This window comes from Pseudophaeobacter sp. A-200-2 (genome assembly GCF_041008815.1).
In the GTDB taxonomy this organism is placed as follows: Bacteria; Pseudomonadota; Alphaproteobacteria; order Rhodobacterales; family Rhodobacteraceae; genus Phycobacter; species Phycobacter gallaeciensis_A.
Window position 1 is genome coordinate 435,602 of sequence record NZ_JAXGFU010000002.1, and the last position, 26,063, is coordinate 461,664.

General features: G+C 62.3%; 23 protein-coding genes and 1 tRNA gene. 11 read left to right on the plus strand and 13 right to left on the minus strand.

The window, feature by feature from the left end; translation table 11 throughout:
* Positions 1–51: 51 nt before the first annotated feature.
* Positions 52–3,492 carry a bifunctional proline dehydrogenase/L-glutamate gamma-semialdehyde dehydrogenase PutA gene (gene putA, locus SM766_RS04710; RefSeq protein ID WP_368947082.1) on the minus strand — a complete coding sequence of 1,147 codons (3,441 nt, stop codon included), beginning with the start codon at positions 3,490–3,492 and terminating at the stop codon, positions 52–54.
* Positions 3,493–3,619: 127 nt separating this feature from the next.
* Between putA and SM766_RS04715 the strand changes: the two genes are divergently transcribed.
* The 3 genes from SM766_RS04715 (at position 3,620) to SM766_RS04725 (ending at position 4,937) form a co-directional block, all read left to right on the plus strand.
* Positions 3,620–4,090 carry an Lrp/AsnC family transcriptional regulator gene (locus tag SM766_RS04715; RefSeq protein WP_274828426.1) on the plus strand — a complete coding sequence of 157 codons (471 nt, stop codon included), beginning with the start codon at positions 3,620–3,622 and terminating at the stop codon, positions 4,088–4,090.
* A gap of 122 nt (positions 4,091–4,212) precedes the next feature.
* Positions 4,213–4,788: a histidine phosphatase family protein gene (locus SM766_RS04720; RefSeq protein ID WP_368947083.1), complete on the plus strand. Its 576-nt coding sequence runs from the start codon at positions 4,213–4,215 to the stop codon at positions 4,786–4,788.
* Positions 4,789–4,861: 73 nt separating this feature from the next.
* Positions 4,862–4,937: transfer RNA gene (locus tag SM766_RS04725), tRNA-Val, on the plus strand.
* Between the two features lie 285 nt (positions 4,938–5,222).
* Here SM766_RS04725 and queF read toward each other — a convergent pair.
* The 7 genes from queF to SM766_RS04760 form a co-directional block, all read right to left on the minus strand.
* Positions 5,223–5,687 carry a preQ(1) synthase gene (queF, locus tag SM766_RS04730; protein WP_065270662.1) on the minus strand — a complete coding sequence of 155 codons (465 nt, stop codon included), beginning with the start codon at positions 5,685–5,687 and terminating at the stop codon, positions 5,223–5,225.
* Positions 5,688–5,703: 16 nt separating this feature from the next.
* Positions 5,704–6,411, minus strand: a complete 708-nt coding sequence (queE, locus tag SM766_RS04735) for a 7-carboxy-7-deazaguanine synthase QueE (RefSeq protein WP_368947084.1) — start codon at positions 6,409–6,411, stop codon at positions 5,704–5,706.
* Positions 6,408–6,761 carry a 6-carboxytetrahydropterin synthase QueD gene (queD, locus tag SM766_RS04740; RefSeq protein WP_368947085.1) on the minus strand — a complete coding sequence of 118 codons (354 nt, stop codon included), beginning with the start codon at positions 6,759–6,761 and terminating at the stop codon, positions 6,408–6,410. Before queD ends, queE begins: the two co-directional genes overlap by 4 nt.
* Positions 6,761–7,462, minus strand: coding sequence for a 7-cyano-7-deazaguanine synthase QueC (queC, locus tag SM766_RS04745; protein ID WP_368947086.1), 702 nt, complete (start codon positions 7,460–7,462; stop codon positions 6,761–6,763). The genes queD and queC overlap by 1 nt, the downstream gene beginning before the upstream one ends.
* Before the next feature lie 155 nt (positions 7,463–7,617).
* Complete coding sequence (locus SM766_RS04750; protein WP_274867163.1) at positions 7,618–7,953, minus strand: hypothetical protein; 336 nt, start codon at positions 7,951–7,953, stop codon at positions 7,618–7,620.
* Between the two features lie 331 nt (positions 7,954–8,284).
* Complete coding sequence (locus SM766_RS04755) at positions 8,285–9,091, minus strand: crotonase/enoyl-CoA hydratase family protein (protein ID WP_368947087.1); 807 nt, start codon at positions 9,089–9,091, stop codon at positions 8,285–8,287.
* 72 nt (positions 9,092–9,163) lie between these two features.
* Complete coding sequence (locus tag SM766_RS04760) at positions 9,164–10,933, minus strand: acyl-CoA dehydrogenase family protein (RefSeq protein WP_368947088.1); 1,770 nt, start codon at positions 10,931–10,933, stop codon at positions 9,164–9,166.
* 105 nt (positions 10,934–11,038) lie between these two features.
* Here SM766_RS04760 and SM766_RS04765 point away from each other — a divergent pair, with 105 nt between their 5' ends.
* Positions 11,039–12,073, plus strand: coding sequence for an AraC family transcriptional regulator (locus SM766_RS04765; RefSeq protein ID WP_368947089.1), 1,035 nt, complete (start codon positions 11,039–11,041; stop codon positions 12,071–12,073).
* A gap of 15 nt (positions 12,074–12,088) precedes the next feature.
* Here SM766_RS04765 and SM766_RS04770 read toward each other — a convergent pair whose 3' ends face one another.
* Positions 12,089–13,684, minus strand: a complete 1,596-nt coding sequence (locus tag SM766_RS04770) for a methyltransferase regulatory domain-containing protein (RefSeq protein WP_368947090.1) — start codon at positions 13,682–13,684, stop codon at positions 12,089–12,091.
* 248 nt (positions 13,685–13,932) lie between these two features.
* Here SM766_RS04770 and SM766_RS04775 point away from each other — a divergent pair, with 248 nt between their 5' ends.
* The 4 genes from SM766_RS04775 to SM766_RS04790 all read left to right on the plus strand — a co-directional run bounded on the left by SM766_RS04775 (position 13,933) and on the right by SM766_RS04790 (position 17,528).
* Positions 13,933–14,391, plus strand: a complete 459-nt coding sequence (locus tag SM766_RS04775) for an Rrf2 family transcriptional regulator (protein WP_274838774.1) — start codon at positions 13,933–13,935, stop codon at positions 14,389–14,391.
* Positions 14,388–15,074: a Crp/Fnr family transcriptional regulator gene (locus SM766_RS04780; RefSeq protein WP_368947091.1), complete on the plus strand. Its 687-nt coding sequence runs from the start codon at positions 14,388–14,390 to the stop codon at positions 15,072–15,074. Before SM766_RS04775 ends, SM766_RS04780 begins: the two co-directional genes overlap by 4 nt.
* Positions 15,075–15,271: 197 nt before the next feature.
* Positions 15,272–16,945: a bifunctional protein tyrosine phosphatase family protein/NAD(P)/FAD-dependent oxidoreductase gene (locus SM766_RS04785; protein ID WP_368947092.1), complete on the plus strand. Its 1,674-nt coding sequence runs from the start codon at positions 15,272–15,274 to the stop codon at positions 16,943–16,945.
* A 190-nt stretch (positions 16,946–17,135) separates the two neighbouring features.
* Complete coding sequence (locus SM766_RS04790) at positions 17,136–17,528, plus strand: rhodanese-like domain-containing protein (RefSeq protein WP_065270653.1); 393 nt, start codon at positions 17,136–17,138, stop codon at positions 17,526–17,528.
* A 57-nt stretch (positions 17,529–17,585) separates the two neighbouring features.
* On the opposite strand, the gene SM766_RS04795 is transcribed toward SM766_RS04790, so the two are convergent.
* Positions 17,586–18,344, minus strand: coding sequence for an alpha/beta fold hydrolase (locus SM766_RS04795; protein ID WP_368947093.1), 759 nt, complete (start codon positions 18,342–18,344; stop codon positions 17,586–17,588).
* Positions 18,345–18,459: 115 nt separating this feature from the next.
* Between SM766_RS04795 and SM766_RS04800 the strand changes: the two genes are divergently transcribed.
* Positions 18,460–18,825: a hypothetical protein gene (locus tag SM766_RS04800; RefSeq protein WP_065270651.1), complete on the plus strand. Its 366-nt coding sequence runs from the start codon at positions 18,460–18,462 to the stop codon at positions 18,823–18,825.
* On the opposite strand, the gene SM766_RS04805 is transcribed toward SM766_RS04800, so the two are convergent.
* Both SM766_RS04805 and glyA read right to left on the minus strand, forming a co-directional pair.
* Complete coding sequence (locus SM766_RS04805) at positions 18,822–19,733, minus strand: DUF817 domain-containing protein (protein WP_490363347.1); 912 nt, start codon at positions 19,731–19,733, stop codon at positions 18,822–18,824. The genes SM766_RS04800 and SM766_RS04805 overlap by 4 nt on opposite strands.
* Positions 19,734–19,913: 180 nt before the next feature.
* A complete protein-coding gene (glyA, locus tag SM766_RS04810; protein ID WP_274834205.1) occupies positions 19,914–21,209 on the minus strand; it encodes a serine hydroxymethyltransferase in 1,296 nt (431 codons plus the stop codon).
* 222 nt (positions 21,210–21,431) lie between these two features.
* On the opposite strand from glyA, the gene SM766_RS04815 reads away from it, so the two are divergent.
* The gene (locus SM766_RS04815; RefSeq protein ID WP_274867155.1) at positions 21,432–22,187 is read left to right on the plus strand and encodes an NAD kinase; all 756 of its coding nucleotides are present in this window, start codon (positions 21,432–21,434) and stop codon (positions 22,185–22,187) included.
* 82 nt (positions 22,188–22,269) lie between these two features.
* Here the strand turns inward: SM766_RS04815 and SM766_RS04820 are convergent, their stop codons facing one another.
* Positions 22,270–23,706, minus strand: a complete 1,437-nt coding sequence (locus SM766_RS04820) for an amidase family protein (RefSeq protein ID WP_368947094.1) — start codon at positions 23,704–23,706, stop codon at positions 22,270–22,272.
* 394 nt (positions 23,707–24,100) lie between these two features.
* On the opposite strand from SM766_RS04820, the gene prpE reads away from it, so the two are divergent.
* A complete protein-coding gene (gene prpE, locus SM766_RS04825; protein WP_274828444.1) occupies positions 24,101–25,993 on the plus strand; it encodes a propionate-CoA ligase PrpE in 1,893 nt (630 codons plus the stop codon).
* The last annotated feature ends 70 nt before the right edge of the window (positions 25,994–26,063 follow it).

The window sequence follows — 26,063 nt, forward strand, 5'->3', positions numbered from 1 at the left end:
CGGCCCAGCGTCAAGCAGTTATCGGGCGGAGCTGTTGCCGGATCTTGACCGTCAGGCGCTGCCGCCCAGCAGCGCGGCGTTGCCGCCGGCGGCCGTCGTATCGACGCAGACGTGGCGCTCGGCCAGGACCCGGGCACGGTCGGGCTGTCCGGGGATCAGCGGTACGATGGGGCCGTCCCGTTTGGCGAGGGTCTCTTCGATCTGGCGACCGGCGTCCTCATCGCCCCACCACAGAACACCCGCGATGTCCTGAAGGTTCACAAGCTGCTGCAGGTCGAGCATGCCGTTCGCCTGAATGGCGGTGCCGCCAAGCTGCATGACCGCCTTGGCCTGTGCGGCGGCAGCCTTGGCCCCCGGCCCCATGCACACAAGCGGCGGGCGGGCGGTGACGGTCAACCGGTTGGATTCGCCGGTCGGCCCGGGCAGAGAGGTGTTGACGGGCGCCGTCGCCGTCCCAATTGCGCCGGGCAGCTGGCCTGCAGCGCCTGACCAGGTCTCTGCGCTGTTTTGACGATCCGGCGCGCAGAAGCGCGACAGGTAGAAGGGGCCACCCGCCTTGGGGCCGGTGCCGGACAGGCCTTCGCCGCCAAAGGGCTGGCTGCCGACAATGGCGCCGATCTGGTTGCGGTTGACGTAGATATTGCCCGCGTGGATCCGGTCGCAAACGTGCTGCACCCTGTCATCGATCCGGGTGTGCAGGCCAAAGGTCAGACCATAACCGGTGCCGTTGATCTCGGCGATCACCCTGTCCAGATCCCGCGATTTGAAACGCGCCACATGCAGCACCGGGCCAAAGATTTCCTGCTCCAGCGCGGCGATGCCGGGTACCTCGATCAGGGTCGGTGCCACAAAGGTGCCGCCCTGCGGTGTCTGCATCTCTTTTATCACCCGGCCTTCGGCGCGCGCGGCGTCGATATGGGCCAGAATGCCCGCGCGTGCGGTTGCGTCGATGACCGGGCCGCTGTCGGTGGACAGATGCCAGGGGTCGCCAAGGGTCAGCGTGTCCATCGCGCCTTTCAGCATCTTCAGGAAATCATCCGCGATGTCTTCCTGCACATAGAGGCAGCGCAGGGCACTGCAGCGCTGGCCTGCGGATTGAAAGGCGCTTTCGAGGATCGATTGCACGGCCTGTTCCGGCAGCGCAGTGGAATCCACGATCATCGCGTTCAGCCCGCCGGTCTCCGCGATCAGCGGCGCGCCGGGTTTCAGGTTTGCCGCCATGGCGCGGCGGATACGCAGGGCTGTTGCGGTTGAGCCGGTAAAGGCCACGCCGCCAACGCGCGGGTCCGAGGTTAGGGCCGCACCAACGCGCGAGCCGGGACCGGGCACCAGTTGCAGGGCGGACCGCGGAACGCCTGCCTCATGCAGCAGCTGCACGGCGCGTTGAGCGATCAGCGGCGTCTGCTCGGCCGGTTTGGCCAGAACGGCGTTGCCAGCAGCCAGCGCGGCAGAGACCTGCCCCGAGAAGATCGCGAGCGGGAAATTCCAGGGCGAAATGCAGGTGAAGATCCCGGCTGGCGCAGCATCCGGAATGCGGGCGGCGTAGTAGCGCAGGAAGTCCACCGCTTCGCGCAGTTCGGCCACGGCATCGGGGATGGATTTACCCGCCTCCCGTGCCAGCAGCGCGAAGAGTTCGCCGTAGTTTGCCTCGTACAGATCTGCAGCCTTGTTGAGGGTCGCCGCCCGATCCGCAGCAGAGGCGTTCCAGGGCCGGGCGGATGCGAGCGCCGTTTCGATATCCGCCACGCTCGATGGGGTGAGCTGTCCCACTGGCGTCAGATCCGAGGGATTGGTCACATCCTCGGCGGCATCCGGTGCGGCTGTGCCTGCCAGCAGGGGACCTGCCTGCCATTGGTGGTCGCGCCAGGGTGCACGGGCGGCTTCGATGGCAGCCAGCGTCGGCGCGTGGCCCAGATCAAACCCCATGGAGTTGCTGCGCTCGGGCGCAAACATCTCGGGGCCAGTGGGGATGCTGCGGCTGACATCGGCAACCGCATCGAAGGGATCGGCGGCCACCACCTCGGGCGGGACGTTCTCATCCACGATCTGGTTCACAAAAGAGCTGTTGGCACCGTTTTCCAGCAGACGCCGCACCAGATAGGCCAGCAGATCACGGTGCGCTCCAACGGGCGCGTAGATCCGGCAGTTGGTGCCGTTCTGCTCCTTGACCATCTGGTGCAGGGTTTCGCCCATGCCGTGCAGGCGCTGGAATTCGTAGACACTACTGTCGCTGGCCATATGCAGGATGGCGCTGACCGTATGGGCGTTGTGGGTGGCAAATTGCGGATAGATGCGGTCCGTCATGCCCAGCAGTTTGCGGGCATTGGCGATATAGGACACATCGGTCAGGGATTTGTTGGTGTAGACCGGGAAGCCGTCGATGCCTTCGACCTGGGCGCGCTTGATCTCGGTGTCCCAATAGGCGCCTTTGACCAGCCGCACCATAAACCGGCGGTCGTATTTTTCGGCCATCTGGTAAAGCGCATCAATCGCCAGCCCGGTGCGCGGCCCATAGGCCTGCACCACGACGCCAAAACCGTCCCAGCCTGCCAGCGCCGGATCCGACACCACCGCTTCGATCACCTCCAGCGACAGCGACAGGCGGTCAGCCTCTTCCGCATCGACGTTCAGCCCCATACCTGCGGCCTTGGCCAGCAGCGCCAGCGCCTTCAGCCGCGGCACCAGTTGCTGCATCACCCGGGCTTCCTGCGCCAGTTCATAACGCGGGTGCAGCGCCGAGAGTTTCACGGAAATGCCGGGGTTCTTGCGGATGTCATCGCTGCCGCAGGCCACGGCAATGGCGGAAATCGCCTTGGAATAGGACAGGTGATAGCGGGAGGCGTCCGCTTCGGTACGCGCGGCTTCGCCCAGCATGTCGTAAGAATAGGTGTAGCCCTTGGCCTCCATTCCAGCGGCGCGCTTCATCGCGCTTTCGATGCTTTCGCCCAGAACGAACTGGCGGCCCATTTCCTTCATCGCGCGGCCCACGGCGGTGCGGATCACCGGCTCACCCAGACGTTTGACGGCGCCGCGCAATGCGCGCACGGGGCTTGGCTTGGCCTCATCCAGAACCTTGCCGGTCAGCATCAGGGCCCAGGTCGAGGCATTGACCAGCGAGGAGGAGGAGTGACCGAGGTGTTTGCCCCAGTCAGACGGCGCGATCTTGTCCTCGATCAGGGCATCGATGGTATCGGCATCCGGCACCCGCAGCAGCGCCTCCGCTAGACACATCAGGGCGATCCCTTCATCGGTCGACAGACCGTACTCCGCCAGGAACACCTCCATCAGCCCCGGGGCCGATTGGCCACGGATATCCCGCACCAGGGCGGCTGCATTGGCGCAGATCGCCGCACGTTCGGCTGCGGGCAGGGCGGCGGTGGCAACCAGCTGGTCGCGCATGGCGTCCTGATCGACGTAGGTGCCTGCATCAATGCGATACCGCAGTTGATCCTGCTGTGTGTCGGGGCTCTGGGGGGCGGGGGCGTGTGTCATGCAGAAGGCTCCAGTATGTTCCGCAAAAAGTCTGATGCCCAGAATACAGCAAATATTGCGGGACATTCGCCTAATTGTGGGGGATACTCAGTTCAATTGCCGCAAATTTGCGCTCTAGGAGGGGCAATTGAACTATAGCGATCTTGATGGGTATGACCGCGCGATTCTGCATGTGCTGGGCGAGGATGGCCGGATTTCGGTTGCGGATCTGGCCCGCCGCATCGGCCTGTCCAAATCGCCAACCCAGACCCGGCTGAAACGGCTGGAGGCCGAAGGCATAATTACCGGTTATCGGGCCTTGCTGGATCCGATCCGACTGGGGCTTGATCACGTCGCCTTTGTCGAGGTCAAGCTGGAAGACACCCGCGAGGCGGCGCTTGCGAAATTCAACGCTGCCGTAGCGCGGATCCCGGAGATTGAGCAGGTGCATTTGATGGCCTCCCATTTCGACTACCTTTTGAAGGTGCGCACCCATTCGATGTCGGCTTATCGCGCGGTGCTGGGAGAGAAGATTTCCTCGCTGCCGCATGTGGCCTCGACTTCGACCTATGTGGCGATGCAGGCGGTCAAGGAAGACGGCGCCCTCGCTCAGCTTTAGGTAGCGTGCAGGGGGACTGTTGCGCGCGTTGGGATGGACAGACCCCGGAAATTCCCCCATCTTGCCTCCAACAGCGGGCAGGCCGGGGCGCCTCGCTCGGTAAGAAAATGAGGCAGCATTACATGAGCAAGTATCCCAAAATCTGGCTATTGCGCCACGGGCAGACCGAATGGAACGCCGAGCGCCGCGTTCAGGGGCAGTTGGAGTCCCGTCTCAGCCCGCTGGGGTTGGAACATGCGCAGCGTCAGGCCGAATTGATGCAGCCGATTCTGCATGCGGAAAACCCGCCGTGCTATGTCTCGCCTCTGGGCCGGGCGCAGCAGACCGCAGAGATCGCTCTGGCAGGTCGCGCATTTACCACGGACGCCCGTCTGGCCGAAGTTCACGCCGGTGATTTTCAGGGCCACCGGCTGGTGGATCTGGAGCAGGACTACCCGGATATCTTTGCGCGGAACACCACGCCGCTGGATATGTTCTGCGCGGCGCCCGGCGGTGAGGGGTACGAGCGCTTCCACGCGCGGACACTGGATTTCCTGCAAACGCTCAGTGCGCCTTCGGTCGTGGTGGCGCATGGTCTTCTGGGGCAGGTGATGCGCGGAATCATATGCGGATTGGACAGATCGGAGCAGGCAAAATTGTCGAATGGACAGGGCTGCGTCTATGTTCTGGAGCAGGGCCGTGAAACGGTTTTACGCTGAGCGAATTTTTGTGACAAAAAACGCGAGGAAGCTCTTGCGCTGCCACGGGGATTTCTCTAAATCCCGCTTCATCGGGTGATTAGCTCAGTTGGTAGAGCGCTTCGTTTACACCGAAGATGTCGGGAGTTCGAGTCTCTCATCACCCACCATTCCCCCTTCGTTTGTATGGCAAAATCATCTCTGCGCGGCAGAAAAGTTTTCAGGCCAGTTCTCGCATGGCGATGCGTCTGCGCATAGCGTCGCCATCTCGGAAATCTGCTGGGGAGATCTGGTTCGGGTGAATTCTCACCGGCGGCTGGCCAACCATTGGCCATAGCGACCCGGTGACGCAATTGCGGCCTTGCGCGATGTCTTTTCCCTAATCGTCGCGATTGGCTGGGGCGTCAGGCCTGACGCCCCCTAGGTGGATTGTTGTGTTGTTTGCCGCTAGGCGATCAACCCCGTCCGCGATAGGGCGGCACGCCTTGGTCCGGGATCCACACGCTCTCAGGCAGTGGGCCGGTTTGCCAGAAGACATCAATCGGAATGCCGCCACGCGGATACCAGTAGCCGCCGATGCGCAGCCATCTGGGATCAAGAAAATCCACCAGCCGACGTGCGATGGAGATTGTGCAGTCCTCGTGAAAGGCACCATGATTGCGGAAGGAGGTCAGAAACAGCTTCAGCGATTTTGATTCCACTAGCCAGTCGCCGGGCACATAGTCGATCACCAGATGGGCAAAATCCGGCTGTCCGGTCATCGGGCAGAGCGAAGTGAATTCCGGCGCTGTGAAACGCACGTTGTAGTCCACATCTGCCTGCGGGTTGGGCACCCGCTCCAGTTCCGCCTCTTCGGGGCTGGTGGGAATACGGGTTTCGCCGCCCAGCTGTTTGAGATTGCTGTAGATATCGTTTGTCATGGAAAACTCCAATCGGTCAGACGCCGCGCTTGTTGCCCCAGATCAGGACATGCAGTTGCGGCAGGATACGGGGGGTGAACCAGCCATCTGTCATGGCGCGTTCGGTCAGCCACTCCAACCGGTCTGCAAGATCCTGTGGATCCACAGGGGAGTCCGGATCCACATCGGGATTGCCCGGTTGCAGGTAAAGTGGCAGGTCCGGGTGGCGCGCATGGGCCTCTTTGGCCCAAGAATAATCAGCCTCGTCAAAGATAACGATCTTCATAACCACCTGCCGGGCGCTCTGCCCGGCCTTTACGCAGGCGGCAAAGGCTGCCCAGTCGACGCTCTCACCGCTTGAGGGCGGTTTCGGGGAGAGCACCAGCGTATCAAGCGCGCCGAACCAGGGGCGGGACACCGATCCTTGCGTTTCGCAGGCGAACCGGTAGCCCGCCGCCCGGCCGCGCGTGATGAGCGGGGCGAAGTCCTGGATCGCGGGGTTTCCGCCGCTGAGCGAGACCGTCAGGGCCTGCCCGCCTGACAGGCGCAGAACCTCGTCCCAGATCTCCGCGTCACTCATCGGTGTCCAGGTGTGGCGATAGGCGCTGTCCACCGCGTGCAGGCTGTCGCACCAGCTGCAGCGATAGTCGCAGCCCCCTGCGCGTACGAATACGGTCGGCTCACCGATCAGGGCGCCTTCGCCCTGGATCGTGGGGCCGAAAATCTCGGCAATACGCAGGGTCATGGCCGGTATTCAGCCCAGGTTTTTGGCGTCTCACTGACCAGAACCGCGCTGGTTTCAGGCCAGCGGGCCGCGCACCAGTCATGGAAATGGCGCGCCATGTTTTCAGCCGTCGAGGGCATATCCAGCACGTCGTTCAGGTGCCGGTGATCGAAGGTCTCGTCGATGTAGGTCTTGAGCGGTTTCAGGTCGTGGTAATCGCGCACGAACCCGTCATCGTTCAGTGCCTCGGCGGCCAGTTCCACCACAACGATGTAATTGTGCCCATGCAGGCGCGCGCATTGGTGGTCGTCCGGCAGATGGGAAAGCTGATGCGAGGCGGAGAAATGAAACTCCTTGCGGATGCGGAACATCAGCGCCCCTCCTTTCCGGCAATGGCGGAAAGCCAGTAGTCCGGGTCGGCATAGGCTGTCGGATCCGCGACCCCGGCGAGGTGAAAGGCCTCGCGGCGCTCGACGCAGGTGCCGCAGCGCCCGCAGTGCAGATCGCCGCCCTTGTAACAGGACCAGGTCTCGGCAAAGGGGGTGCCGTGGCGGGCGCCATCGGCGACGATGTCGGCTTTGCTGCGTTCCACAAAGGGCGTGTAGAGATCCACGTCGGCATAGCCGTCTAGCGCGGCTTTCTGCATGGTTTCGAACGCGCGGGTGAACCCGGGGCGGCAATCGGGATAGATGAAGTGATCGCCGCCATGTACGGCGGTGGCGACGGCCTCATCCCCGTTGGCGGCGGCAACGCCGAACCCGATGGCGAGCATGATGGCGTTGCGGTTTGGCACGACGGTGATGCGCATCGTTTCTTCGGCATAATGACCGTCGGGGACGTCGATGTCGTCGGTGAGCGCCGATCCGGTCAGCGCGGCGCCGATGGGGCGCATGTCGATCAGGTGGTGGGGGACATTAAGGCGCTGCGCGGCAGCGGCGGCAAAGTCCAGTTCCTTGCGGTGGCGCTGGCCATAGTCAAAGGAAACAAGCCGGGTGAGCTGACGCTCCGCGGCGACGATATGCGCAAGCGACACGGAATCGAGTCCGCCTGAGCAGATGACAAGTGTTTTCATGTTGGGCCCTTGTTTTGGTATCCGGGTAGGCTGCGACCGGATTTCGTGGCGCTGCCTATCAACGCGTCGCGGGGGAGGCAAGACACCTATTTGCGATCCGGCGTTCGCGGGTCACTGCATTACGGCGCTGGCGCAACGCGCGCTGCGTCGCCTTGTCAATCGCGCAGCTTGGTCAGGATCAGCTTGAACGGAATGTCAGGGGCTTCGGGGCTGTGTCCGGTGCCAGCGATCCGGCCGCCTTCGATCTGCTTGCCCGTGATGCACAGGGTGCAGCAGTCCGTTTTGAAAATCGGCTGCATTTGTCCCAGATGCGAATGGCGGCAGACCTCCAGGTCAAGGGTCACATCACCGCCGGAGCAGTCGCAACTGCCAACGTAGGACATGATCGAGTCGCCCCCGCGGGCGGTTCCACCCGCGATGGCCAGAACACCGAACCCGTGGTGCTCTGGTGTCATGAATTCGGCCCTGTAAAACCCTTCGATCGCGGTCATCTTGTCTTCTCCCAACGAGCAACGGCTTTGGACCCGGTGGCGAGGTGAAGTTCAAGGCATTTATGATGATCAATTTAGAGCAAATAGTCCCGGATGTCCTACAGAAACCGGGGGTTCCGTGGACGGATTGGGGCAAGTGGTACCGAATTTTAACGTCGGAACAGACAGTTGGTCTGTCGTAGCGGGGGGATTTCAACTTGTGAGACACCAGCTGCTGCGATGTGCTCTCTGTCGAGCTGCGCGCATTCGTCGCTCGTCGGCACGCGTCGGCCGGGAGGCATGCGGTCCGGGCGGAGCCGCCCGGACCAATAGTTCCAAAGGACGGCTGAGATCAGCTGTCGGGGCGCACGCGGGCGGCGCTTTTGTCGGCAAAGGCCGCCAGACGCGCGCGCGCGTCTGGTTGGGTGTTCACCACGCCGGCCACCACGGCTTCGGCATAGGCTGCATCCAGCGCCGACATGTTCTGCATGTGGCTGACGGCCGAACAGATGGCAAAGTTCGACAGGGGCAGGTTTTCGGCAGCGCGGCGGGCCAGTTCCATCGCCTTGTCCAGACTGGAGCCTTCGACGATATATTGCGCAAGGCCCAGATCGCTGGCTTCCTGGCCTTTGTAGACCCGGCCGGTCAGCATCATGTCGATCATGCGGGATTTGCCGACCAGATCGGTGACTCGGATGGTGGCGCCGCCGCCGGTGAACAGGCCGCGCTGACCTTCGGGTAGGGCGAAATAGGTGGTCTGGTCCATCACCCGGATATGGGCCGAGCTGGCCAGCTCCAGCCCGCCGCCAACAACCGCGCCCTGCAGGGCTGCGATGATCGGAACGCCGCCGTACTCCATCTTGTTGAAGGCTTCGTGCCAGCGCAGGCAGACGTGCATGAAATCGGCCGGGCTGCGGTCTTCGTCGTGGTGTTCAATGAGGTCGAGACCCGCGCAGAAGTGATCGCCAGCCCCGGCCAGCACCACTGCCTTGACCCCAGCGCGCGGCGCCAGTGAGAAGAACTCAACCAGTTCTTCGATGGTGTCGATATCCAGCGCGTTGCGTTTGGTCGGCCGGTTGAGTGTCACCACCCAGACGCCATCCTCCTGCGCGTTAATGGCCAGGTTGGTGAAACGGGAGATGTCGATTTCGACGGTCATGGGGATGTCCTTTCGGAAAATGTGGGAAAAGGGCGGCGGCCCCTAGGGCCACCTGCCAGGGATTGGGGGAGGTCAGAGCACCGCAGCCAGCAGGCTGTCCGAGCCATTGAGGATCCGGTCAGCTTGCGTCCCGGCATCGTTCAGGATGTGATCAGCGTAAAAGCGTGCCGTGGCGATCTTGGCCTGCATGAAGGCCGGGTCCTCGCCTGCCTGCAATGCGGTTTCGGCAGCCATCAGGGAGCGCGCCAGCTGCCAGCCTGCCACCAGGTTGCCCGCCAGCATCAGATAGGGGACCCCGGCGCCAAAGGCCGCCTTGGGATCTTCCTTGCCGGTTGCGGCCATGTGGTGAACCACAGCCTCAAAGGCTTGCCGCGCATCGGACAGCCGCGCGCCGACCGATTTCGCCTCGGCAGAGCCTTGCGCCAGATCCGTCTCGGTCTGCGCAATCATCCCGGCCAGCCGCAGCGCGGTTTCGCCGCCATCGCGCAGTGTCTTGCGGCCCACCAGATCATTGGCCTGGATCGCGGTGGTGCCTTCATAGATCGGCAGGATGCGCGCGTCGCGGTAGTGCTGGGCCGCGCCGGTTTCCTCGATAAAGCCCATGCCGCCGTGCACCTGCACCCCGGTCGAGGCGACCTCGACGCCCATCTCGGTGCAGAAACCTTTGACCAGCGGTGTCAGGAACTCCGAGATTGCGGTGGCTGCAGCGCGCTCTTCGCCGCTGGCGGAATGTTTCGCCAGATCCTGCCAGCGGGCGGTGAAGGCCGCCATCGCTCGGCCGCCTTCGGTCACTGCGCGCATGCGCATCAGCATCCGGCGGACGTCGGGGTGGTTGATGATTGCCACCGCCTCGCGGCTGGAGCCATCGACCGGGCTTGATTGAATGCGTTCTCGGGCGAAGCTGACAGCCTGCTGATAGGCGCGTTCGGCAATGGCAACCCCTTGCAGACCAACGGCATAGCGGGCGGAGTTCATCATCTCGAACATGTAGCGCAGCCCGGAGTTTTCTTCGCCGATCAAAAAGCCGGTGGCGCCTTCGAAGTTCAGGACTGCGGTCGGGCTGGCCGTGATGCCCAGCTTGTGTTCGATGCTGGCGCAGTTCACGGCGTTGCGCGTGCCCGGGGTGCCGTCGGAATTGACCATATATTTCGGCACCAGAAACAGGCTGATGCCTTTGACGCCTGCGGGGGCATCCGGCGTGCGGGCCAGCACCAGATGAATGGTGTTTTCGGCCATGTCATGCTCACCATAGGTGATGAAGATCTTGGTGCCGGTGATCGCATAGGTGCCGTCGTCCCGCCGTTCGGCGCGGCTGCGCAACAGGGCCAGATCGCTGCCGGCCTGCGGTTCGGTCAGGTTCATGGTGCCGGTCCATTTGCCGGACACCAGATTTTCAAGATAGATCGCCTTGGTTTCCTCTGACCCGGCTGTCAGCAGCGCCTCGACCGCGCCATCGGTCAGCAGGGGGCAAAGGGCAAAGCTCATGTTGGCGGCGTTCAGCATTTCCGTAGCGGCGGCGCCGACGGCGCGGGGCAGGCCCTGACCGCCGAAATCCTCCGGGTGGGGCAGGCTTTGCCAGCCCATTTCGACGAACTTGCCATAGGCCTCGGTAAAGCCATCGGGCAGGATCACCCGGCCATTTTCAAGACGTGCGCCGGACTGGTCGCCGGGTGCGTTGAGCGGGGCAATCTCTTCGGCCGTGAACCGCGCAAGTTCGGTGAGGGCAGCCGCCGCATCCTCGAGTTCCAGCCCGTCATAGGCAGGCAGGCTGGTCACCTCTGACCATCCCGCAAGATGCTGGATATTGAAAATCATGTCTTTGACCGGGGCATCAAATGTCATGGGGCGGCCTTTCTTTAGCGGTTGCCATTCCCGCCAGATAGACATTGGTCTGAGTGTGGTCTATATCCTCTGCGGACGCGAAACTTGCTAAAAGTGACAAATACCATGTCGCCGCTCCCCCCGGAACATGCGCAGGGCGCACTGATCCTGCCGACGGTATCGCGGGCCTTTCTCGAAGATTGGCTGTCGACCTTGCGGGTGCATTGCGCGCCGGGCCAGCTTGCAGGATTCCTTGATCAGATCGGATTGGATGATGCGGCGCAGCCGTTGGGGCGTGTCACCCATGACCAGATCGTGCGGCTTTACCAGTTGGTGGCCAGTGAAACCGGCGATGAAATGATGGGGTTGTGGAGCCGCCCGGTCCGGTCCGGGGCGCTGAAACTGCTCTGCACCTCGGTACTCGGGGCGTCGTCGCTTTCGGCGGCCTTGTTTCGCTTTAGCTCGTTCTGGAATCTGGTCCTGGATGATTGCCGCGTGCGGCTTGAGACCGGGGAGGACAGGCTGCAGATTGTTCTGGAGCCGCAGGGTGATGGCGGCCAGAACAGGTTCGGCCATATGCTATTGCTAAAGCTTGCCCATGGGATTGCCTCATGGGTGGCGGGGCGAGAATTGCCGCTGCGGGAGGTCAGCTTTGCCTTCCAAAAGCCTGAGTTTGCGGAGGATTACCCGATCCTGTTTCCCGCGCCGGTCAGGTTTGGTGAGGTGAGTTCCTCGCTGACCTTCGACGGAACGCTGGACCGGCTGCCAGTGTCGCGCAGCGAGGCCGAGATGCAGGAGTTTCTGATCCGGGCGCCGAGGGACTGGATCTTTACCAGCTTCCGGGAGCATGCGGTGATGTTGCGCGTGCGTGAGCTGCTGCTGCAATCAGAGCGGCTGAGTTGCAATCTGGAAGATGCGGCGCGTGCGCTGAACCTGACGCCCCGCACGCTGATCCGGCGTCTTGATGCCGAAAACACTTCGTTTCAGGAGATCAAGGACGGTTTGCGGCGCGATATTGCCATCCGCGATCTGTCACTTGGGGCAAAGAGCATCGAGGCGGTGTCGCAGGACGTGGGCTTTGCCTCTGCCGCGAATTTCCACCGCGCTTTCAAACGCTGGACGGGTACGACCCCCGGCAGCTACCGGAGGTCGGATATGTAGGAGCCGTTGGCCCCGTCAGGCGACAGCCTGCGACTGGGGCTGGGCCTCTGGGTTCGGCATTGGTGGCTCAAGCGTGAGGCCGAGGCTTTCGCAGAGCGGCAGGCGCTGGGCTGCAAACGTGTTGGCCCGTACCCGCAGAACCGCAAGGTTTTCCTCAGGTGTTTCCAGAATGCGACCATCGGCGTGCAGGCGATAGCCCTGCGGCGCGAGGATCTGCCAGGCAAGCTCGGCCCACTCATTCGGTGTTTGCAGCCCTTCGCTGCGGGCCAGCAGGAACAGCTGTTCAAACCTGTCCATTTCGATGCCGCCGCCAGTCACGGGTGAAGCCAGAAAACGCAGGGTTTCGCTGTCTTCAGCGCGTTTGCACACAGCGATATTGAAGGCGCGGCAATGTGCGGCGCGTTCTTCCAGACCCTCCTGCGGCAAGCAGGGGGTGATGTGGCCTGCGCCGATCAGAACGGTCAGGATACGGGTGATGGCCTCCCATGTGTTTTGCCCGAAGGCGCCCTGATCCAGCAGATCGCGGACCGTTAGCGGGCCGTCCTGCAGCGCCGTCAGCACCGGCGCGTATTGCTCTGGTTGCAGCGCCAGGTCTCCCTGACGCCCCTTGAAGGTCAGTCGCCCACCGCCATAGCGGCGCGACAGCGCCAGCGTGGTTTCAAACCAGGCGCCGATGGCGCCGCGTGCCGTGTGGGGCAGTTCCCCCCGGATAAACAGGTCGGTGCGGAATTGCTCGTTCAGCAAAAGATCCCGCAGGCCCTGACGGCGCACCGGATCGGTTTCCGCGTTCAGAAGGGCCAGCTGCTCGGCGGAAAATGACACTTCGTCCAGATGATCCATCGGATCGGTCGAGGCCATGAAGGACAGTTTGGCCTGGGACATGTCGCTGGCCACATCGGCGAAATGGAACGGGGTCCAGTCCCTGTTGAGATACTCATGCGCAAGATAGTTGGGCGACATGTTCTTGATCTTTTCAATCCATGCGGACAGCGACGGATTCGAGGAAATATACCCCGCTCCGGCCTGATCCAGTTGTTCCAGGTGCTGGATCGCATCGCTGATCCGCTCGGCTAGGGGACCATTGCCTTGCGCCGTGCGGTCCACCAGGATGCGGCGCAGGGGCACGGCCGCCGCCCAACCGGGTTGCGTGTTGTAGCTGATGTAGACCATGCCGCCGGATTTCAGCCGCTTCGATAGGAAGTCGAGGATATGCTGCTGGTTTTCTTTGGAGACCCAGCTATAGACCCCGTGCAGCGCGATCACGTCAAAGGTTTCGGGCAGGCCCGGCGCATTGGCGAAGTATTCGAACGACTGTTCGTGGAAATGCATGTTGTCCAGCTTTGCTTCTTCGGCCAGTGCCCGGGCGCCAACCATATGAGCCGGGTTGAAATCCATCGCGTGGAATTCGATATGCGGGTTGGCCGCTGCCAGCAGATTTGCCGAAACCCCCTGACCGCAGCCCAGTTCACAATAGGTCAGCTTGGATCGGTTCAGCCCGTGTTTCTTCCCTTGAGAGACGGCGCAGAAGGCGAGGTGGGACGGCGCCAGTTCGCGAAAAAAGTCATGTGTGTAATCAAGATCGGCCACATAGCCGGAAGTCCAGTCGTTCATATTGCGCCTTGTTGGTCCGAGGTTTGTTCGAATGCAGCGTGACGTGCTGGCTCACAAATTTCATAAAACTTGTAATAATAGAGTTAATGTCACTCAGCATTTTCCGGCCTCGCTATTCAGGCCGGATGCGCCGGTTTGGCCGCGTTGTGATAATGGGAGAACACGTGCGCCGCGGTCGCACTTTCGCTGCCCTGACTGCGGTTCTATACTGGCCCTGCTGCGTACCCTGCGGCGCCGGGGAGACAATCATGAAACTGACCAGATATACCAATTATGCACTGCGTTCCCTGCAGTTGGCAGCGCTGAAGGCGCCCGCATTGGTGCGGGTCGAGGACATGGTGCAGATCCATGGGCTGTCGCGCCCCCACGTGGTGAAAATCGTGCATGAACTGGGCAAGGCGGGCTACCTGCAGACCCAGCGCGGGCGCGGCGGCGGTTTTCGTCTGGGGCGGCCTGCTCACGAAATCGTGGTCGCGGATGTGGTGCGCCTGACCGAGGGGCCGATGGAAGTGGTGGAGTGTTTCAACCCCGACAAGAATACCTGCCCGCTGATGGGGGTTTGCAAACTCTCCCGAAAGATTCAGGAGGCTACCCGGGCCTTCATGGCGGTGCTGGAAGAAGTGACCATCGCAGATATCGCTTCGAACAGGGACGACCTATTGGCCCGGATCGCGCCGCTGGACCCCCGACCTGAGAGCGCAACGTGACGGCGGAGAGCGAAAGCCGGGATTGGGTCGTTCAGTTTCCCGGTCTTTCGCAGCTGGAAACCCCGGCCAGACAGGTGCTGCTACAGCGCAGCACCCTGATCGATGTGCCTGCGGGGACTGTTCTGTTTGGGCCGGGCAAAACGGCCGAGCATATGCTGTTCCTGTTGGAGGGCACCGTTCGGGTTCAGCATTTGTCGGACAGTGGCCGTGAAATCGTCCTCTACCGTGTGGGCGGTGGCGAAAGCTGCGTTCTCACCACCGCCTGCCTGATGGGCTATGCGGAATATTCCGCCGAAGGTATCGCGGAAACCGAGGTGCGGGCCGCCGCTGTGCCACGTCTGGTTTTTGACGATCTGGTGGCGCAGTCACCCTCGTTCCGGAATTTTGTCTTCACCGCCTTTTCGCGGCGGATTACCGATCTGTTTCTGGTGATCGATGAAATCGCATTCCAGCGGATGGACGTGCGGCTGGCGCAGCGGCTGCTGGAGATTTCCAAAGGCGATGACCGGATCGAGACCACGCACCAGCGGCTCGCCGTCGAACTGGGCACCGCCCGCGAGGTGGTGTCGCGGCAATTGCAGGAATTCCAGCGCCGCGGATGGATTCGGCAGGCGCGGGGAAGCGTCCATATTCAGGATCGCGGGGCTCTGCTGAGCCTGGCGGAAGACGCCGCAAAGGCGTGATGCCCCGGGGTGATGTCCGGCATCTGCGGCTTTGGTGACTAAGTCACCGACGGGTGTAGCGCTAAAACTTATAAAATGAATGTAGTTTTGTGAGAGGGGGCTGCAGTGTTTGCCGATGTCAGGTCCGGTGATTTGACTTTCGGGAGCTGCACGGGCTGGTTTTGCTGGTCGCGCGCCACCAGACGTGAGGAGACACCATGGACTTCAAGACATTGACCAGCGGCCTGTCGGTCAGCCCGCAGATCACCATCGCGGACCTGCCCGCGATCCGCGATGCGGGGTATCGGGCGATCATCTGCAACCGGCCGGACGGGGAGGGGGCGGATCAGCCCACCTTTGACGAAATTCAGGCTGCGGCTGAAAAGCTGGGGCTTGAGGCGCGCTACCTGCCGATCGTGTCGGGCAAGGTCAGCGACGCGGATGCCGCCGGGTTCGGTGCGGCCCTGACGGAGTTGCCGGGGCCGGTGCTGGCCTATTGCCGCTCGGGCACCCGCTCGGCGACCTTGTGGTCGCTGTCGCAGGCCGACCGGCTCAGCGTTGCGGATATCCTCGCCACGACCAATGCGGCTGGCTATGACATGGGCGGGGTTGTGCGCCGGATTGCCAATGGCGGCAAGACGCCGACCGACCGGGCGGATGCGCGGTTCGACGTGGTCATCGTCGGCGGCGGCGCGGCCGGGATCTCGGTGGCCTCCAGCCTGAAATCCCGCAAGCCGGATCTTGATATCGCGATCATCGACCCGGCGGATATCCATTATTATCAACCGGGCTGGACCATGGTCGGTGGCGGTATCTTTGACGCGCAAGACACGGTGCGGACCATGGGATCGCTGATCCCCAAGGATGTGCATTGGATCAAGGCGGCGGTCGCGGCCTTTGAGCCTAAGGACGATGCCGTCGTTCTGGATGGCTGCCGGGTGGTGAAATACGACCGGCTGGTCGTCTGTCCGGGGCTGAAACTGGACTGGCACAAGGTCGAAGGACTGGTCGAAACGCTGGGCAAGAACGGCGTCACCTCAAACTACCGCTACGATCTGGCGCCCTACACCTGGGAGCTGGTGCGGGGGCTGAAAAAGGGGCGGGCGATCTTCACCCAGCCGCCGATGCCGATCAAATGCGCCGGGGCGCCGCAAAAGGCAATGTACCTGTCGGGCGATGCCTGGCTGCGAAACGGGGTGCTGAAGGATATCGACATTCATTTCAACAACGCCGGTGGCGTGTTGTTCGGGGTCAAGGACTATGTGCCCGCGCTCGAAGGCTATGTGAAGAAATACGGCGCTCATCTGAACTTCTTCCACAATCTGGTGGCGGTCGATGGCGAGGCACGCAAGGCCTGGTTTGATTTGGCCAAGCCGGACACGCCGGTCGAACGGGTCGAGATGGAGTTCGACATGATGCATGTCTGCCCGCCGCAGACGGCGCCGGATTTCATCCGGGTGTCGCCGCTAGCCGATGCCGCAGGCTGGGTCGATGTGGATCAGTCCACCCTGCGCCACACAAGCTATGACAATATCTGGTCGCTGGGCGATGTGATGAACGCACCAAATGCCAAAACCGCTGCCGCGGCACGTATTCAGGCGCCCATCGTGGCGGAAAACCTGGCGGCGGATATCGAAGGCAAGGCGCCGGTCGCGCAATACAACGGCTATGGCTCCTGTCCGCTGACCGTGGAGCGTGGCAAGATCGTCTTGGCCGAGTTCGGCTATGGCGGCGCCATGCTGCCGAGTTTCCCGAAGTTCCTGCTGGACGGCACCAAGCCTTCGCGCACAGCCTGGCTGCTGAAGGAGAAGATCCTGCCGCCGATCTACTGGAAGGCCATGCTGAAGGGGCGCGAATGGATGGCGAAACCGGAAAAGATCAGCGCGCGCTGAGGAAACCGGCCCATGGCAACCTTGTTCCGGTTGGCGTGGGCACACTTTCGGCAGGGAGGCGATCACGGCTGGTTGAGGCGCGGCCTTTGCGGGGTTGCCGCCCGGATGGCTTCGCGCGTAGCGTGCTGCGAGAGGAGCCGCCGATGATGGATGGGCGGCTGAACCTGCTGATCAAGAAAAGGAAACTGTCATGCCCCTGACTCTGCAACAGATGATGCAAGACGCCAACGCCGCCGTGGAGCGCCTGCCGGTGGAAGAGGCGCAGAAACTGCTGGAGCAAGGCGCCTTGCTGCTGGATATCCGTGATGCGCCGGAACTGTCGGCCAATGGCCGGGTGCGGGGGTCGCACCATATCCCCCGCGGCATGCTGGAATTCCGCGCCGATCCGGCCAGCCCGTTCCACGACGACACCCTGAAGATGGATCGTCCGATCTTGCTGCATTGTGCGAGCGGTGGCCGGGCGGCCCTTGCGGGCAAGCTGCTCAAGGATATGGGCTATGAAACCGTTTACAACACCGGCGGCCTGTCCGATTGGGCAGCAGCCGGTGCCTCGATCGAAGAGCCGGTCGACAAGGGCATGTAATCGCGATCATCCGGGCCGTTCCAGGATCAGGGTGGCCCGGATCATGACACAGCCTGTTCAGGCGTTGAAAAAGGCCCGTGCCGTCTGTTCAAAGGCGCGCGGGTTTTCTGCATGCAGCCAGTGCCCGGCATCGGAAATCTTGGCGAACCGCGCGTTGGGGAACTTGGCCCGGATCTGCGGCCTGTGCTCCGGCAGCACATAGTCCGAATTGGCGCCGGACAGAAACAGCGCAAGCCCGTCCCAGCTGGCCTCAACCTGCGGAAAGGACATGATGTCGGGCATATGATTGGCCAGCGCATCAAGGTTCAGTAGCCAGCGTTTTCCCTGAATATCAAGCGATTGCGTGAAGAAGCTCTGCAAAGCTGGTTCCACACCCAGTTTGGCTAGCTGTGCATGGGCATCCGAGCGACGCGTCACCTGTTCCAGATCCACCTGCCGCATGGCTTCGATGAACTGGATCTGACTGTGGGTGTAGCTGACCGGGGCAATGTCGGCGACCAGCAGGCGCCGCACCGCCTGCGGGTGCAGCAGCGCCAGCATCATCGAGGCCTTGCCGCCCATGGAGTGGCCGATCACATCCATCTGTCCGCCGTGGGCCGCGATCACCTCGGCCAGATCCTCGGCCATATCGGGATAGCTGTGGCTGTCGCTCCAAGGGCTACTGCCATGGTTGCGCATATCAACTGCGATCACCTGGCGCTCGTCGGACAGGCGTTTGGCAATGACGCCCCAGTTACGGGCCGAGCCATAAAGCCCGTGGGCGATCAGAAGAGGCGGGCGGTCAGTCGGGGTACCGTGCAGGATCGTGTTCAGCATGGGGGCAGGTGATAAACGCGATGGCGCAGCGGCGCCAGCCCCATTGAGCCAGCTATGTGAACGCGGTAGGTTGCGCCTTGGCAGGCAGGACGCCGCCAGACCGGAGCCCAGAACGATGTCACAGACCGTCCTTGAGGAAATCGAAGAAATCCGCAGCCTGCTGGCCGAGCGTACGCAGGCCTCGGGTGATCTGCCTTTGGCCCTACGCAAGGCGCGTCGGCAGTTGCCGCGACGGATCTACCGACAGGGGATGAGACTGGCCGAAGCCCTGCCGCTGCTGGAGCATCCGAAGCTGAGCCTGACGCTGGATCAGGCGGCGCTGCATGGAGCCAGCCGCGAGGTTACGGCCCATCTGCGCAGCATCAATCTGGCGGAGCGGCGCAAGGACCGGCTGTTGCAGATGCTGGGCAGCATGGCGTTTTCCCTGCTGGCCGTCGTGGCGCTGCTGATCCTCGTGTTGCGCTGGCGCGGGTTCGTCTAGCGCAGCCAGGGCGCCTTTGCTGCGCCGGTGGGGTCTTTGACACGGGGACGCGAGGCGTACAGCGGCTTGTTGCTCAGCGCTTCGCGGAAAACCAGGGTAACCGTGGCAAAGCTTACGTAGAGCAACAGATACCAAGACCCCATCTTGGCAAGGCTCACCCAATCTGTCGGAGCCTGCCCATGATAAAGCCAGGTGCGCGTGCCGGTGCCGATGTTTTCAGCCAACCACAGGAAGAAGCTGGATAGAAAGGCCGCAAGCGGGAGCGGCATCCAATAGCGGTTATGGCCGATGCTGAACCAGATACGGGTGCGCAGGAAAATGATCACCGTTGCCGCAAAAAGCGCGACGCGCATGTCCGGCAGGAAGTGATGGGCGAAGAAATTGCCATAGATCGCCGCCGCAAGCAGAAGGGGCATCCAGTAGGGCGGATAGGGTGCAAAGCGCATGTCGAATAGCCGGATGACCCGCGCCATATAGGAGCCCACCGAGGCATACATGAAACCGGAAAAAACCGGCACCTGATATATCTTGAACAGACCGTCGCCCGGATAGCTCCAACTGCCCATATGGACCTTGAAGATCTCCATTGCGGTGCCGGTCAGGTGAAACAGCAGGATCACGCGAACTTCGCGCCAGCTCTCCATCCCGGTCCACAAAAGCAGCGCCTGCAAGGCCAGCGCGTACATCAGCAGCGCATCATAGCGCGCGAGCACCCAGTCCGGCTGCCAGATGTGATTGCTGAAGAGAATGCCGAACAGGAGCAAGGCTCCGAATATGGCAGCCCAAGCTTGCTTGAGACCGAACATAACAAATTCCGCCACGGCAAAGGGCAGGCGGGCCCGCATGGCATCGCCAAGTCGGCGTTCAAGGCGGCGGGTGCGGTTGGGACCGGCGGGAAAATTCGCCATGTTACAAGATCTCAAACAAAATAAATGGTTACCAAACTGCGCAGGGCGGAGACGGTCCTGTCAGGCGCTACTCCCCGCCTTGGGAATATCCATTGCCCGATAAACCGACATTCGGCAAGGAAAATGCCCGGCGCGATGTCATCGCGCCGGGCACTGGAAGCATAAAGAACCGTTCTGGGATCAGAGGTTCGGGTAGAGCGGGAAGCGGGCGCAGAGGGCCGCGACCTTGCCGCGTACGGCTTCTTCCACCGCCTCGTTTCCGTCTTCACCGTTGGCGGCCAGACCGTCGATCACCTCGACGATCAGGTCGGCGATGTGACGGAACTCTTCCTCGCCAAAGCCGCGGGTGGTGCCCGCCGGGGTGCCAAGGCGGATGCCCGAGGTCACGGTCGGCTTTTCCGGGTCAAACGGGATGCCGTTCTTGTTGGTGGTGATATGCGCACGGCCAAGGGCCTTGTCCACGATATTGCCGGTCACGCCCTTGGGGCGCAGGTCGACCAGCATCACATGGGTGTCGGTGCCGCCGGTGACGATGTCCAGACCGCCCTTGATCAGCTGATCAGCAAGGGCCACGGCATTGGCGCGCACCTGCTTCTGGTAGCTTTTGAACTCGGGACGCAGCGCCTCTCCGAACGCCACGGCCTTGGCCGCGATCACGTGCATCAGCGGGCCGCCCTGGATACCGGGGAAGATGGCCGAGTTCACCTTCTTGGCGATGTCGGCATCGTTGGTCAGGATCATGCCGCCGCGCGGGCCGCGCAGGGTCTTGTGGGTGGTGGTGGTCACCACATGCGCATGCGGGAAGGGCGAGGGATGCTCACCTGCGGCCACGAGACCGGCGAAGTGGGCCATATCCACGTGCAGATAGGCACCAACCTTATCTGCGATTGCGCGGAAGCGGGCAAAGTCGATGACCCGCGGGATGGCGGAGCCGCCGGCGATGATCAGCTTGGGCTGGTGCTCCAGCGCCATCGCTTCGACCTGATCGTAGTCGATCAGGTTGTCGTCTCGGCGCACGCCATAGTGCACGGCGTTGAACCATTTGCCCGACTGGTTGGGCGCGGCGCCGTGGGTCAGGTGACCGCCCGAGGCGAGATCCATACCAAGGATGGTGTCGCCGGGTTTGATCAGCGCCTGGAAGACGCCCTGGTTGGCTTGGCTGCCCGAGTTCGGCTGAACATTGGCAAAGCCGCAGCCGAACAGTTCCTTGGCGCGTTCGATCGCCAGGTTTTCCGCCACGTCGACATACTGGCAGCCACCGTAGTAGCGGCGCCCCGGGTAGCCTTCGGCGTATTTGTTGGTCAGCACGGATCCCTGTGCTTCCATCACTGCGGCAGAAACGATGTTCTCCGATGCGATCAGCTCGATCTCGTCGCGCTGGCGGCCCAGCTCGTCAGTGATCGAAGAATACAGTTCGGGATCGCGATCGGCGAGGGACTGGGTGAAAAAACCGGGGTCACGGGTGGTCTCGGTCATGCTGGCTCCGTCGGGTTGGAGGTGGGATTGCGCGATTTCCTATCGGAAACACGGCCGATCTAAAAGCCCGTAAAGCGACTATTACCTGCGGCAGAACGGCCACTCTGGTCTTTGTGGGGCAGCTGTGCTTGTTTCGGAACCGAATGCGCACCACCGGAAACAGATTTCCGCGCCCTGCGCCCCCAGTCGTGACCTCAGGGTGGCCCCAATGAGAATAGCTTCATGAGAATCGCCTTTCTGGCCAGCTCCGCCAAGGTGGCGCAAATCGCGCTCAAGGCTTTGGTCGACCGCTATGGAAATGTTCCGCCGCAGGAGGCGGAAGTGATCGTGGCTTTGGGCGGAGACGGCTTCATGCTGCGCACCATGCACGAAACCGTCGATCTGCCCGCGCCGGTCTATGGCATGAACCGGGGCACCGTCGGCTTCCTGATGAACGAATATCACGAAGAGGCGCTGATCGATCGGCTGCGGGAAGCGGAACAGGAAATCATCAACCCGCTATCGATGACGGCAATGGACCGGGATGGAAAGATCCACCACGCGCTTGCGATCAACGAGGTGTCGCTGCTCCGCGCCGGGCCACAGGCGGCGCGGCTGAAGATTTCGGTGGATGGGCGGCAGCGGCTGGCCGAGCTGGTTTGCGACGGGGCGCTGGTGTCCACGCCCGCCGGCTCTACCGCCTATAACTACTCTGCCCACGGCCCCATTCTGCCCATCGGCGCCGACGTCCTGGCCCTGACGGCGGTGGCCGCCTTTCGCCCGCGGCGTTGGCGCGGAGCGCTGCTGCCCAGTACCGCCAATGTGCGTTTTGACGTGCTGGAGGCCGACAAACGCCCGGTGATGGCCGAAGCGGATTCAATCTCATTCGAGAATATCGACTGGGTGGAGATCCGGACGGATACAAGCATCCGGCACAAAATCCTGTTTGATCCCGGCCACGGACTGGAAGAGCGGCTGATCTCGGAGCAGTTCACCTGATCCAGAAGACTGAGATGTGAAAAGGGGCGCTGCGGTTTGCAGCGCCCCTTTATAAAGGTGTTCAAGGTTGGGGCAGGCTGTGTCAGCCCTGATCCATCATCTCCCACAGCGGCAGATGCATACGGCCAACGCGAGCCTCGATCGCGGCGCAGGCATCGACCGCCATGTCTTCGCGCCAGCGCGGCGATACGATCTGGACGTTGATCGGCTGCGGGCCTTGCTCCAGCTGCGCCAGCCGGGAGGGAACGCAGCCTGCGGGCAGCCCCATGAAGTTCATCGCATAGGAATAGACCGCGCAGCCCAGCACCTCGTGCACGCCTTCCGCGCCTTCGGTGTCGCGATCCGGTTTGAAGAAGGGCTGCGGCAGGAAGGGGGTCAGCACGAGCGGATAGTCCTGCTGGAAAAGGGACCACTCCCGCGCATAATGGCTGCGTTTTGCCATCATCTGCAGCAGCTCATCGCCCATGAAAGGCGGGAACTCCTGGAAGTAGACCTCGAAGATGTCGCGTACGGTTTGCGATCCGGCGGCATCCACGTCCTTTTTCATCATCGCGTAGACCTCGCCCATCAGGGCGCGATAGCCGTTGCGGCCTGCCTCGAACACATTGGGCGGCTCGACCTCTTCCACCACGTAACCGGCATCGCTCAGCGCATCGCGGGCGGTCAGCAGCGCCGCCTCGACCTCGGGGTGCAGATCATAGCCATGGGTATTGCGGGTAAAGGCGACCTTGATCGGTCCTTCGGGGGCTTCCCCGCGCCAGGGCAGGGGGACGTGGAAGGGATCGCGCGCATCGGGGGCGATCATCGTCGGCATTGCCAGATGCAGATCCTCGGCCGAACGGGTGATCAGACCCTGCACCGACATGGATTGCGCCAACATGCCGCGCTCTGCCTTCTGGCTGGGGTTCCAGGCAGGCACACGGCCCAGGCCCGGTTTCACCGTGACCGCGCCGTTGGCCGCAGCGGGAAAGCGCAGAGAGCCGCCGATATCATTGCCATGCCCCAGCGCGCCGATCCCGGCCATTACGGCTGAACCTGCGCCGCCAGAAGAGCCACCCGGCGAAATATGCCGCCCCCATGGATTATAGGTGCGTCCGTGCAGCGGGTTGTAGGTATCGGCACGGAATGAAAACTCCGGCGTATTGGTGCGCCCAATCACGACGGCACCGGCCTTGTGCAGGTTCTCGACCACCGGGGCATCCGCCGGGGCGATGAGATCCTTTAACGCAGTGACCCCGTTCGAGGTCGCATGACCCGTCTGATCGACGTTAATCTTGATGGTGACCGGCACCCCATGCAGCGGGCCGGGCGCAGCGCCTGCAGCGCGTGCCTTATCGAGGGTCCGGGCGCGTTCCAGCGCCTCACTGCTCAGGTCTTCGACCACCGCATTGAGCGCGGGATTAGCGGCCTGCATGCGGTCGATCGAGGACTGAACCGCAGCCTCGGCGGAAATGTCCCCGGCACGGGTCTGGGTGGTCAATTCGGTGGCGCTGAGACGCCAGATATCGCTTTGTGTCATATGTAATTCTCCTGCCGGCAGGTTAGACGCCGCGCGTCGGGTTGCAAGGGAATATGCGGCAAAACCAGGGATCATTTTGCGACTTGCTGCGGGAACGGGCAGGGCTGTGCGCATGCCGCGCGGAACGCGAGATGGGCGTCCTGACGCGTGGAGTGCTGCGCATTGATTCGAAGGCGTAGCGGCAGGCCTTAGCCAAATCGGCTTTGCAACTTTGCAGATTTTCAGAAATTGCGCCTTAATACGTAAGGCTCCGCCGCGTTTGCATATATTTGCAGGGCGTAACAGGCCGAAATTGCAAATTTCTGCTACACTGTGACGCCACGTTCCTTCGGCGGCTTGCTCGGGCGCATCGCTTGGGCATAACTCTTTTGCATCGAGGAGCGAGGAGGACGCCATGTCGTATCAAGACGTATATGCCAGCTGGAAATCGGATCCTGAGGGGTTCTGGATGGAGGCCGCGAAAGCGATCGACTGGGACCAGGCTCCGAGCCGGGCGCTGAGCGATCTTGGCGGCGGGCTGTATGAATGGTTCGCCGACGGCATGGTCAACACCTGCTACAACGCCGTTGACCGCCACGTGGAAAACGGACGGGGTGAGCAGACGGCGATCATCTATGACAGCCCGATCACCCATACCAAGCGCGAGATTTCATTCGTCGAGCTGCGCAACCGCGTCGCCACGCTGGCCGGCGCGCTGCGGGCCAAGGGCGTTGAAAAGGGTGACCGGGTCATCATCTACATGCCGATGATACCCGAAGCCCTTGAGGCGATGCTGGCCTGCGCCCGTATCGGCGCGGTGCATTCGGTGGTCTTTGGCGGTTTTGCGGCAAACGAACTGGCGGTGCGCATCGACGATGCCACTCCCAAGGCGATCATCGCTGCCTCCTGCGGGTTGGAGCCGGGCCGAGTGGTCCACTACAAGCCGCTCTTGGATGGGGCCATTGATCTGGCCACGCACAAGCCCGACTTCTGCGTGATCTTCCAGCGTGAACAAGAGGTTGCCGAGCTGGTTGAAGGGCGTGATGTCAACTGGCACGGCTTCCAATACGGGGTCGAACCGGTCGATTGCGTGCCGGTCGAGGGCAACCACCCGGCGTATATCCTCTATACCTCCGGGACTACGGGGCAACCCAAGGGCGTGATCCGCCACACCGGCGGGCAGCTGGTGGCACTGAACTGGTCTATGAAGAACATCTATAACGTAGATCCGGGCGACGTGTTCTGGGCGGCCTCTGATGTGGGCTGGGTCGTCGGGCACAGCTACATCTGCTATGGGCCACTGATCCATGGCAACACCACAATCGTGTTCGAAGGTAAGCCTGTGGGCACCCCCGATGCGGGTACTTTCTGGCGGGTGATTTCCGAGCATAACGTCAAGAGCTTCTTCACCGCGCCTACGGCGTTCCGCGCCGTGAAACGCGAAGACCCCAAGGGCGAATTCGTCGGTAAATACGATCTGTCCTGCCTGAAACAGGTGTATCTGGCGGGCGAGCGTGCTGACCCCGACACCATCACCTGGGCGCAGGATCAACTGAAGGTGCCGGTGGTCGACCACTGGTGGCAGACTGAAACCGGCTGGTCCATCGCTGCGAACCCGCTGGGGATCGAGGAACTGCCGACCAAGCTTGGCTCGCCCGCCGTGCCGATGCCGGGCTATGAGGTGGATATCCTGGATGAGGGCGGCAATCCGATGCCTGCAGGTGAACTTGGCGCCATCGCGGTGAAGCTGCCCTTGCCGCCGGGCACCCTGCCGAACCTTTGGAATGCCGAGGAACGCTTCAAGAAAAGCTACCTCACCACCTTCCCGGGCTACTATGAAACCGGCGATGCAGGCATGAAGGATGAGGATGGTTACCTCTATATCATGGCGCGCACTGATGATGTGATCAACGTGGCCGGCCATCGCCTGTCCACCGGCGGCATGGAGGAGGTTCTGGCCTCGCACCCCGATGTTGCCGAATGCGCGGTGATCGGCGTTAGTGATCAGTTGAAGGGGCAGATGCCGGTTGGCTTTCTTTGCCTGAACGCGGGCACCAACCGCCCGGGCGAAGAGATCGTCTCTGAGGTCGTGAAGCTGGTACGCGAAAAGATCGGCCCGGTTGCGGCATTCAAACTGGCCGTGGTGGTGGATCGCCTGCCCAAGACGCGGTCTGGCAAGATCCTGCGCGGCACCATGGTCAATATCGCAGACGGCACGCCCTACAAGATGCCCGCAACCATCGACGATCCGGCCATCCTGGATGAGATAAAGGACGCCCTGCAAAGCATCGGCTACGCCAAGGGCTGAACCAGTCTGAAGGCTAGAATACCAAACCGTGCCGCATTGCTGCGGCGCGGTTTGTTCGTTGGGGGTCGAA